This window comes from Microbacterium sp. RU33B (assembly GCF_900155915.1).
In the GTDB taxonomy this organism is placed as follows: Bacteria; Actinomycetota; Actinomycetes; order Actinomycetales; family Microbacteriaceae; genus Microbacterium.
In genome coordinates this window covers 52,930-63,835 of record NZ_FTPO01000004.1, presented here as the reverse complement: position 1 = coordinate 63,835, position 10,906 = coordinate 52,930, and the positions used below count along the sequence as shown (strand labels likewise).

The 10,906-nt window shown below is 70.6% G+C and carries 7 protein-coding genes; 3 read left to right on the top strand and 4 right to left on the bottom strand.

Going from position 1 to position 10,906, the window contains the following annotated elements; genetic code table 11:
• Positions 1-40: 40 nt before the first annotated feature.
• Positions 41-1,573 (bottom strand): ABC transporter substrate-binding protein, encoded by a 1,533-nt coding sequence (locus tag B0B14_RS16050; protein WP_076683799.1) that lies wholly within the window; start codon positions 1,571-1,573, stop codon positions 41-43.
• A 189-nt stretch (positions 1,574-1,762) separates the two neighbouring features.
• On the opposite strand from B0B14_RS16050, the gene B0B14_RS16045 reads away from it, so the two are divergent.
• Positions 1,763-2,473, top strand: coding sequence for a TetR/AcrR family transcriptional regulator (locus B0B14_RS16045; protein ID WP_083710681.1), 711 nt, complete (start codon positions 1,763-1,765; stop codon positions 2,471-2,473).
• 20 nt (positions 2,474-2,493) lie between these two features.
• The gene (locus B0B14_RS16040; RefSeq protein WP_076683797.1) at positions 2,494-4,917 is read left to right on the top strand and encodes a glycoside hydrolase family 2 TIM barrel-domain containing protein; all 2,424 of its coding nucleotides are present in this window, start codon (positions 2,494-2,496) and stop codon (positions 4,915-4,917) included.
• Between the two features lie 35 nt (positions 4,918-4,952).
• On the opposite strand, the gene B0B14_RS16035 is transcribed toward B0B14_RS16040, so the two are convergent.
• The 3 genes from B0B14_RS16035 to B0B14_RS16025 form a co-directional block, all read right to left on the bottom strand.
• Positions 4,953-7,958, bottom strand: a complete 3,006-nt coding sequence (locus B0B14_RS16035; RefSeq protein ID WP_143733751.1) for a hypothetical protein — start codon at positions 7,956-7,958, stop codon at positions 4,953-4,955.
• Positions 7,959-8,048: 90 nt separating this feature from the next.
• Positions 8,049-9,401, bottom strand: a complete 1,353-nt coding sequence (locus B0B14_RS16030; RefSeq protein WP_083710680.1) for an MFS transporter — start codon at positions 9,399-9,401, stop codon at positions 8,049-8,051.
• Positions 9,398-9,859, bottom strand: a complete 462-nt coding sequence (locus B0B14_RS16025) for a MarR family winged helix-turn-helix transcriptional regulator (protein ID WP_076683791.1) — start codon at positions 9,857-9,859, stop codon at positions 9,398-9,400. Before B0B14_RS16025 ends, B0B14_RS16030 begins: the two co-directional genes overlap by 4 nt.
• A 95-nt stretch (positions 9,860-9,954) precedes the next feature.
• Between B0B14_RS16025 and B0B14_RS16020 the strand changes: the two genes are divergently transcribed.
• Positions 9,955-10,806 carry an alpha/beta hydrolase gene (locus B0B14_RS16020; RefSeq protein ID WP_076683789.1) on the top strand — a complete coding sequence of 284 codons (852 nt, stop codon included), beginning with the start codon at positions 9,955-9,957 and terminating at the stop codon, positions 10,804-10,806.
• Positions 10,807-10,906 lie beyond the last annotated feature (100 nt).

Genomic DNA, 10,906 nt, shown 5'->3' with positions numbered 1-10,906 from the left:
CGGCCCGCCCGCGCACACGGCGCGGGCGGGCCGGAGTCGGTCAGTTCTTCGGCGAGAAGTCGAAGATCGACGGGTAGGCGTTCGTCGGCCAGAACTCGAGGTTCGTGTCGGCATCCACCGCGAAGGTGCCCTGGACCCGGAAGAACGGAGCGAACCAGGCCTGGTCGACGATGTAGGCGTTGAGCTCCTTGGTGGCCGCGGCGGCCTCCTCCTCGGTGCCGGTCTGGATCGTGGCGATGTAGCCGTCGACCGTCGGGTCCTGCGACTTGAACGGGTTGAACGTCGCGTTCGGAGCGATCATGAAGTTGATCAGCTGCCAGTCGGGGTTCTGCTCCAGCGCCATCCACGTCGCCGGGTACTTCGGCGCGAGCATGTCGGTGATGAAGTTGCCGGTGCCCGGATCGGTGTAGTTGACCGTGATGCCGATGTCGCTCAGCTGCTGGGCGACGAGGTCGAAGGTCGTCTGGAAGGCGGGCGTCGACATCATGTTGAGCGTGAAGCCGTTCGGGTAGCCCGCCTCGGCCAGAAGCTCCTTCGCGGCCTCGGGGTCGTAGGCGTACGTGTCGTCCAGGGCGGCGTCGAAGCCGACGGACGTCTCGGGGAACACCTGCTCGGTCACGGTGCCGTAGCCGAGCTGGAGGGCCTCGAGGAGTGCCTCGCGGTCGAACGCCATGTTGATCGCCTGGCGCACCTTCACGTCGGCGAGCTCGGGCGCCATGGTGCCGTCGCGGTCGAACAGCAGCAGGCCCTGGAAGTCGAGCTCGTTGGACTCGATGGTCCAGCCGGATGCCTCGATCTCGGGGATCGTGTCGTTGTTGACGATCTTCGCGCCGTTGGCCTCGCCGGCCTTCATCGCGTTGAGCGTCGCCGTCGGGTCTTCGATGACGTTGATGGTGAGGTTGGCGTAGGAGACGGCGTCCTTGTTCCAGTAGTCGGGGTTGGCCGTGTAGACGTACGTCGTGCCGGTGACCGACGCGGCCGTGTCGAGGACGTAGGGGCCGGAGCCGACCGGGTTCGTGGCGGAGTCGGGGTCGTCGAACGACGACGGGGCCTGGATGAGTCCGGGCGCGATCGACAGGAGGTTGATGAGCGAGGGGTCGGGGGAGGGGGTCGTGATCTCCACCGTCGTCGCGTCGACCGCCGTGAACTCCTTGCCCGCCATGGTCGCCGCCTGCGGCGAGGTGCCGTCGCGGAAGCGCTCCATGCTGGCGACGACCGCTTCGGCGTCGACGGGCTCGCCGTCGGTGAAGGTGGCGTCGTCGCGGAGCGTGAGGGTGAGGACGGTGTTGTCGTCGTTGTACTCCCATGCCGTCGCGAGCCAGGGCTCGATCTCGCCGGCGGAGTTCTTCTGCAGGAGCGTGTCGAACACGGCCTGGAAGAACGGGCTGCGGTTGCCGTACTCGGCGCCCTGCCCGATGTCGTAGCTCGTGGGCGCGGCGATCGCGGTGAGCGTCAGCCGGTCTGCCGAGCCCGACTCGCCGCCGTCCGAGGCATCCCCGCCGCCGCCTGCACACCCGGTGAGCGCGAGAGCGGCGATGACGGTGAGGGCTGCTGTGGCCTTCCAACGGAACATCCTTGGTCCCTTCTCGGGCGATACCCCTGCGGATCGCCTCCTGGCCGAGGACGCTAACAGCAATTCCGAGTAGTCGCTAGGTTTTTGAGTCAGAAACCTAGCGAATGCTAGGAATTCGTTATAGAACAGTGAGGAAGGAGCCCCGGACGCACGACGAAGACGTCGTGGCCGCGGGATTACGGTGGGGTCATGACAGCAACGAGCAGCACGGGCACGGTGACGGCGCGCGTCGCTCCCGTCACGAAGCGCCGCGGCGAGTACGCGAAGAGCGAGACCACGCGGCGGGCGATCCTCGATGCCGCCCTCGCAGTCTTCTCCGAGTCCGGATACCGCGCGGGGTCGCTGCGCGAGGTCGCCCAGCGCGTCGGCATGAGCGAGGCGGGGCTCCTCCACCACTTCAAGAACAAGAGCGCCCTGCTGCAGGCCACCCTCGACCTCCGCGACGACCTGAGTCGGGAGATGGTGGACTTCGACACGCCGGACGGAGTCGAGGCCCTGCGCGGCCTCGTCGCGCTGGCCCGGCACAACGCGTCGATCCCCGGCGTGATCGAGCTGTACTGCACCCTGTCGGCGGAGGCCACCTCACCCGACCACCCGGCCCATGCGTACTTCGTCGAGCGGTACGAGCAGGTGCGATCGAGCACCACGCGCTCGTTCCAGCGCATCGCCGACGCCGGGCGTCTGCTGCCGGGGGTCGACCCCGCAGCCGCGGCGGTCGCCACGATCGCCATGATGGACGGGCTCCAGGTGCAGTGGCTGCTCGATCCGACCTCGACCGACATGGCCGATGCCCTCGCGGCGTTCTTCCGGGTGTTCGTCCTCGGCTACGACCTCGAATCGATCGAGCGGGCGCTCGACGCCCAGGGGACGGCGGGCGACGGCCCCGCGCCCGCATCCTGACCCCCGACGGAAGCCGACACGTGCACCGCATCCCCTTCACCGACGGCTGGTCGGTCGGCCCCAAGCTCGGCGCCTTCGAATCGCGCACCGATGCGACCGCCGCCGTGCCGATCGCCGTTCCGCACGATGCCCTGCGTGACCTCGAGCGGTCGCCCGACAGCACGCAGGGGGTGCACAGCGGGTACCTGCCCGGCGGCGTGTTCGAGTACGCGAAGACGTTCGACGTGCCCGCCGAGTGGCGCGAGCGCACCGTGCGCATCGAGTTCGAAGGCGTCTACCGCGACGCGACGGTGTTCCTCAACGGCGACTTCGCCGCCCACGAGCCCTCGGGCTACGCCGGCTTCGTGGTCGACGCCGACCCGTTCCTGCGCTTCGGCGAGACCAACACCCTCACCGTCGAGGCGCGCGTCCACAAGGACAGCCGCTGGTACACCGGTGGCGGCATCTACCGGCCGGTGCACCTCCTCGTCGCCGACACCGCGCACATCGCGCTCGACGGCACCGTGGTGACGGCATCCGACATCGACGACGAGCGTGCGATCGCCGAGGTCTCGACCGTCGTGGAGAACCGCGGCCGGCACCTGCGGGCGCTGCGGCTCACGTGGACCGTGACGGATGCCGACGGCGTCGAGGTGGCGACCGCGACCTCTCCCGTCAGCGCGCTGCCCGGAGAGTCCGCCGTCGCCCGGGTGCGCCTGCCGCTGCCGAATCCGCGCCTGTGGGGACCGAACTCCCCGCACCTCTACGGCATCCGTTCGGTGCTCGCCGAGCTCGACGGCACGCCCGTCGACTCCGACGAGTCGGTGTTCGGGGTGCGTCGCCTCCAGCTCGACACCGCGCACGGGCTGCGCATCAACGGCGAGACCGTCGATCTGCGCGGCGCGTGCGTGCACCACGACAACGGGCCGCTGGGCGCCGCCACGACCGCCGCCGCCGAAGAGCGAAAGGTGCGACTGCTCAAGGCCGCGGGGTTCAATGCGATCCGCAGCGCCCACAATCCGGCCAGCCGCGCTCTGCTCGATGCGTGCGACCGCCACGGCATGATCGTGATGGACGAGCTCACCGACGTGTGGACGAAGGCCAAGACGGGCTTCGACTCCTCGATCGGCTTCGACTCGCGCTGGCGGCACGAGGTGGCGGCGCTCGTCGCGAAGGACCGGCGGCATCCGAGTGTCGTGCTGTACTCCATCGGCAACGAGATCCTCGAGCTCGCGACGCCGCACGGCGCGACGTGGAGCCGGCGCCTCGCCGAGGAGTTCCGCCGCCTCGATCCGACGCGCTTCGTGACGAACGGCATCAACGGCATCATCGCGAACCTGTCGCGGATGGCCGAGGCCGAAGACGCACCGGATGCCTCGGATCCGAACACGATGATGGCGGAGATGGGCGAGCGCATGGCGCTCATGAACGCCTCTCCGCTCGTGACCGAGTCGACCGAGGAATCGGCCGCGGTGCTCGACGTCGTGGGCTTCAACTACGCCGATTCGCGCTACGGCCCCGACGCCGACCTCTTCCCGCACCGGGTCATCGTGGGGTCGGAGACGTTCCCCGACCGCATCGCGTCGCTGTGGGCGGATGTCCGCCGGTACCCCCACGTGATCGGCGACTTCACGTGGACGGGGTGGGACTACATCGGCGAGGCCGGCATCGGCCGCATCGACTACACCGATGTCGACGGCTACGTGCCCACGGGGACCGCGGGTCCGTACCCGTACCTGCTCGCCCGCTCGGGTGACATCGACATCACGGGGCACCGCACGCCGGCCTCCCACTATCGGGAGCTCGCCTTCGGGCTGCGCACCGAGCCCGCGTTCGCGGTGCATCGTCCCGAGCACCACGGGCGCCCCGTCGCCAAGACGCCCTGGTCGTGGGACGACGTCGTCGCCTCCTGGACCTGGGATGCCGAGCCCGGCTCCCCGGTCACCGTCGACGTCTACGCCGATGCCGACGTCGTGGAGCTGCTCCTCGACGGCGCCGTCGTCGGACGGATGCCGGTCGGGTCGCCCCGACCCCTCGTCGCGCGGTTCGAGACGGAGTATCGCCCCGGCGAGCTCGTCGCCGTCGCGTCGTCCGGCGGCGTCGAAGTCGGGCGCGCGACGCTGCGCACGGCGGGGACGGTGCGCCTGACCGCTCGTGCCGAGGCATCCGTCATCGGCGCAGGACCCGAGGATCTCGGCTTCGTCCCGATCGAGCTCGCCGACGCCGACGGAGTCGTGCCGTGCGACCGGGATGTGCGCGTCACGGTCGCTGTCGACGGACCGGGGGAGCTCGCGGGACTCGGCTCGGCCCGCGCCCGCACCGAGGAGTCGTTCGCCGGTCCGACCGTCACGACGTTCGACGGCCGCGCGCTCGCGATCGTGCGGCCGACCGGGGTGGGCGGGATCACCGTCTCGGTGACCGCCGAGGGGTACGACCCGGTGGTGGTGGAGCTCACCGCCCGCTGAGGACCGCTCGCGGCCTGTGCCGGCGGCGCGCCCGACTACCGGTAGCCGTTGCGCTCCGCCAGGGCGGCGCGGCGCTCCATCTCCTCGTGCACCTGCGCGCGCAGTCCGTCGCGCGGATACGCGTGCGGGAACACCCCGGCCTCGAGGTATTCGCGCACGCTGCGACCGTCGGGCAGCGCCGGACGCGTGAGGTCGTCGGCCGGTGCCGCCTCCAGGAGCGCCCGAGCCAGCGGTGCGATCTCGGACTCGTCGAGCGCGCGGTCCGCGAGCTGCACGATCGGATGCCGCGCGACGCCGATTCCGCCCAGCCCCGCGCCGGCGCGCGCTCCGGCGTGCAGCAGCCGCAGCAGGAGGGGCAGATCGTCGGCGCCCAGCGTCGGATTCTCGAGCAGCACGTTGACGGGCGTCAGGTGCGACAGCTGGATCGACGCGTCGGTCTCGCGCTCGAGGAGGAGCAGGGCGACCTCGCGCCGATTGCGCGGATCGGGGTTGGCGAGCGCCGCATCGAGCACGAAGCGCCGATCCGGCATGCCGAGCGCAGCATCCAGGAACTGGTTCATCGACCCCGTGAGCGCGTTCTGATGCACGTCGCGCAGCTGCGCGAACGCCCGGTCCACCTCGACCCGTGTCGGTGTGCGATCGAAGACGTTGCGTGCGTAGCGCTCGTCGGCGAGGACGCCGCGCGTGAGCTCGTCGCCGACGTACAGCGCCTCCTGGAGCTGGGGCACCCCGAGATCCGCGGAGTTCAGCACGGGGAGGGGGTCGGTCAGGTCGGGAGTGCGCGCGTCGCCGGAGTCGTCGTCCGCCGCGATCGGTCGCACCCTGCGCAGAAGGCCGTCGGAGAAGCGGAAGTCGTAGGCGTCGCGCCACAGCACGGCGCGGGCGGCGGGGAGGGAGATCGCCGTGCCGAGGATGCCGTCGTCCGCCGCATCCTCCGGCCGCTCACGGGTGACGACCGGGTAAAGCCCGGCGGGATCGCGGTCCACGACGAGGGAGAGCAGATCGTCCGGGATGCCGGTGAAGAGCTCCGCGTGATCGGCGAACGAGCCGCGCGTCGCCTGCGCGTCGATCGGGAACGACATGAGGAGCGCCCGGCCGTCGAGCGCGAAGTGCCAGACCCAGTGATGGTCTCCTGTGCGGAGGCGTCCGCGGGTCGCGCGTGGGACGAGATCGCTCCCGGCGAGCGACGGGCCGTTCCACGCGATCTCGTCGGTCTGCGCTGCGCCGCTGGTCATCTCGGTGAGCGTTCCGAGCACGCGCGCCCGCGTGCGAAGCTCCCACGTGCGCGTGTTCCGGACGACGTCGAGCACGGCATCGGCCCGCGCGATCACGAGGATCGCCTGCGGCTCCTCGCCGTACGAGGGGTCGGGTATGCCCGAGATCAGCAGCACCGCATGTCCGTTGACCCACCACAGGGGCGCCGAAAGGAGCCCCACCCCGCGCATCACGCGCGTGACCGGCGTCTTGCGCTCGAGCCCCGAGTGGGGGTTGTGCGCCTGCATCTGCACGGCCCTGCCCCAGCGCGCTTCCATCGCCTCCCGGAGCTCCGCAGTCCACTCCAGCAGGATGTCGCTCGTCCAGGGCTCGGCCATCGCGACGATGGAGCGCAGGATCCTGCCGTCGAAACTGCGGAGACGGCGTCCGCCCACCCGGAAGGGATCGTCGCGGGGATCGGCCTCGTCGGGCTCGACATCCCACCACGCCTCGGTGGCGCGCTCGATCTGACCCACGAGCTCGGTGTGGGTCACGTCCTGCGGAAGGCCGTACCCGAGACGGACCGCGGCGGCCGGGCGCGGCTGCGCCGGGTACGGGCAGGCCGCGAACACCTGCTCGAACACCGCGCGCTGCTCGTGGTCGTCCGGCGCGACGAAGGTGTCGACGGTGAGCTCTCCGCCCAGACGGAACGGGCGGCGCACCGCCTCCGCGAACCCGAGGTCGTCCATGCCGAAGTCGTTGACGCTGCCGATCTCGAGCAGACCCGCCGGGACGCGCCAGTGCTCGCCGTCGTACCAGGCCACCCCCGAGATGATCGGCAGAGCGCCGCTGCTCGACAGGCGGAACTCGAGGTCGTGTTCCGCGGCCTCGCCGCGCGCGTTCTGCGCCGGCGCCGCGATCAGCTCCCGCAGATCGTCGGGGATGCCCTCGAGCATCCGGGCGACGAGGATCAGCTCCGCGGCTTCCCGCAGCTCTTCGGGGTCGGCGGGGGACTCGGACTCGTCGCCCGCGCGCAGATGATCGGCGATCAGCTGATCGGCCGCGCTCCGGGCGAACTCCGATGCCGGGTCGTTGAAGAGCACGAGCGCTCGTCCGTCGTCGGCGAACGTCCAGACGGTGGTCTTGCCGCTGCGGAAGTGAAGGCTGAACCGGGAGGCCTCGAGCACCGCCTCGCGCACGCGGACCTCGCCCGCGTCGAACAGCGTGCTCAGCAGCCACGCGCGGCGGCGCAGCTCGCCCAGGTCTTCGCCGTGCATCAGAAGGTCGTGGATCGTGATCTCGTCGCCCGCGACCGCTGCGAAGCCTCCGAGCGCGAACTCGCGGGGCAGCACGACCAGGGCCTGACGCAGCATGCTCCGGCGCGGCTCGCCGTCCCAGCTGGTGATGACGACGCAGAAGAGCGCTCCCCGATCCCACATCTCGGCCTCGTCGACGCCGATGGCGGTCATGACGTAGTCGAGGATGCCCTCGGGTTCGCGCTCGCTGCCGACGAAACGCGGCGTGCGCACGGTGGGCGCACCCCACGCGGCATGCAGTTCGCGCCGCACCGCTTCGGCCGAGATCTCGGCGACCTCGGCGTAGCCGCCGGGGGGAAGCGTCGGATCGGCGGGCCGGTCGGCCGCGCCCTCCCGGTCGACCTCGGGGTCGTAGCCTCCGAGGGGCGCCAGCCACACGCCCTGCGACTCGTCGACGTCGACGCCCTCGAACGTGAACTCGCCGGGGTGGGTTGCGGACTGGAGGTGCTCGACCAGCCGATCGCAGAAGCCCGGCACGCTCTCCGCGCCTCCCGGCGGGAGGTAGATCGGCAGATCGTCGTCGTCGCTCATGTCGCTGCCGTTCTCCGCCATATCTCCCTCACGCGCCCAGGTCCGTGCTCACCATTGTGCGTCACGGCGCCTCGCCCGCCGGCGACCGCCTCAGCGAGCCGCTCGGTGCCGGGCCGCGTCCTCCAGCTCCGGCAGCTTCAGCGGAGTCGTCGCGGCGACCTCGTCGGAGAACTCCTCCGGGGCCACGACCGTGAGCGGGCGGGTCTCGTCGAGGGTGAGACGGAACCGGCTCTCCTCGACCCGGTGGAGCCGGCCGGATGCCAGCATCCACACCGCCCCGATGGAGAAGGCGACGAAGGCCGCCGCTCCGCCGACGAGGATCGCGACGCGCGGGCCGAACTCCGAGGCCACCCATCCCACGATCGGCGCGCCGATGGGGGTTCCGCCCATGAGGATCGCCATGTACAGCGCGAGCACCCGGCCCCGCAGCGCCGGGTCGGTCGTCGTCTGCACGTAGCCGTTCGCGGTGGTGAGGGTGGTGACGACGGCGAATCCGGTCACCATGAGCGTCGCGGCATATGTCCAGTAGCCCGGCATGAAGGCCGACACGGTGCCCGCGACGGCGAAGATGCCGGTGCCCATCACGACGATGCGCATGCGCGCCGTGTCGCGCCGGGCAGCCAGCAGCGCTCCGGCGAGGGATCCGATCGCGAGGATCGAGCTGAGGAGGCCGTAGCCGTCGGCCTCCTGGCCGAACTCGATCGCCATCGTCGAGGCGAAGATCGGGAAGTTCATGCCGAACGCGCCGAGCAGGAACACCATCGCGAACGCGACCATCAGGTCGGGGCGCTTGCCGACGTAGCGGAAGCCGTCGGCCAGGCGGGAGGCGCCCGCCGCCCGCACGCGCGGCACGAGGTCGTCGGTGCGGATCAGCATCAGCGCGCCGATCATGGCGAGGAACGTGAAGGCGTTGACGAAGAAGACCCACCCGGTGCCGACCGCGACGATGACGATGCCCGCGACGGCCGGACCGATCATGCGGGCGCCGTTGAACGACGCCGCGTTGAGCGCGACCGCGTTGGAGGCGTTCTCGCGCGACACGATGTCGGACACGAACGCCTGACGCGCCGGGTTGTCGAACGCCGAGACGACGCCGAGCGCGAGCGCGAAGGCGTACATGATCGGCAGGGTCATGACGCCGGCCAGCAGCAGGATGCCGATCGCGAGCCCGAGCAGCAGGAGGACGGACTGCGTCACCATGAGCAGCCTGCGGCGGTCGAAGCGGTCGGCGACCCATCCGGTGACGCTCACGAGCAGCAGCGGCGGAGCGAACTGCAGGGCCATCGTGACGCCCATGGCGCCGGCGTCGTTGTTCGTGAGCTCGGTCAGCACGACCCAGCTCAGAGCCGTCGCCTGCATCCACGCGCCCGTGTTCGACACGAGCGCGCCGATGAACCAGACGCGGTAGTTGAAGACCGAGAACGAACGGAACATGGCGCTCATCGGGCGGCCACTCCCAGCATGATCTCGGCGGCGGCCGCGAGAGTGGCGCGCCCCTCGGGGCTCAGCTCGCCGATCGCCTCCTCGAGCCAGGCATCCCGGCGCCGCGTCGTCTCGAGCACGACGGCGAGACCGTCGTCGGTGAGGTCGATGTTGACCTTGCGGCGATCGACCTCGTCGGGCGTACGCGTGATGTAGCCGGACTCCTCGAGGCAGTTGACGGTGCGCGTCATCGACGGGGGAGTCACGCGCTCGCGGTCGGCGAGCTCGCCCAGCGTGTGGGGGCCGTGCACCTTGAGCACGGCCAGGACGGCGAACTGCCCGTCGCTCATCGAGTCGACGGCCCGCTCTGCCCGGAGGCGGCGGGCGAGGCGGAAGGTCGCCATGCGGAAGGCGGATGCCTCGTCGGCGAACTGGTGGCCGGCGGAATCGGTGTCGGGCGGCGTTTCAGTCAGGCTCATCAGGATAGTTAGCATAGCTCATTAGCCTTGCTAAGTAAATACGGTCGACGCTCCGGTCCGTGCCCACGCGGAGCCGGATGCCTAGACTCGAGGCCATGCCCGAGTTCATCGACGCGCACGGCGTCGCGATCGTCTACGACGTCCACCCCGCACAGGGCACTCCTCGCGCGGTCGTGCAGCTGCTGCACGGCGTCGGCGAGCACGCCGCCCGCTACGCCGTGACCATCGCAGCCCTCACTGCCGAGGGGTACACGGTCTACGCCGACGATCACCGCGGACACGGCCGCACCGGCATGAAGCAGCACGACGGGGATGCGTCGAAGCTCGGGCGGCTCGGGCCGGGCGGTCTCCGCGCGGCCGTCGCCGCCGTGTGGCAGCTCACGCAGCTCATCCGCGCCGAGAACCCCGATCTGCCGCTCATCATCCTCGGCCACTCGTGGGGATCGTTCCTGACGCAGATGCTCGTCGACGACCATGCGGAGGCCTACGACGCGGTCGTCCTCAGCGGATCGTCGCTGCGCTGGCCGGGCTCGCTCAACGCCGGCGACCTCAACAAGCCGTGGAAGCGCGACGGGGCGATGGGGACCGAGTGGCTCTCGTCCGACCACGCCGTGGGCCAGGCGTTCCTCGACGATCCGCTCACGACGACCGAGCCGCTGCCGAAGCTCTTCGGCCCGCTCGACACGCTGCGGCTCATGGGCAAGCCGAAGAAGAACCTCGGCCGCGACCTTCCGCTGCTGCTCATGGTCGGCCGGGAGGACACGGTGGGAGGCCCGCGCAGTGTGCACCGCCTCGCCGCGGCGTATCGCGACCGCTCGAAGCTGACGGATGTGACGACCCTCGTGTACCCCGGCGCACGGCACGAGATCTTCAACGAGGCCGTGCAGAACGACGTGCGCGCCGATCTCCTGGCGTGGCTGGACGCGCGCTTCCCCGCCCGCGACTGACCCCTCCCGCCACCGGGGCCGTTGACAGGCGTGCGTGCCGCACGTCATCCTGACTCTTGAGGATGTCGTGGGAGCGCTCCCATGGAAACACCCCAGGAAT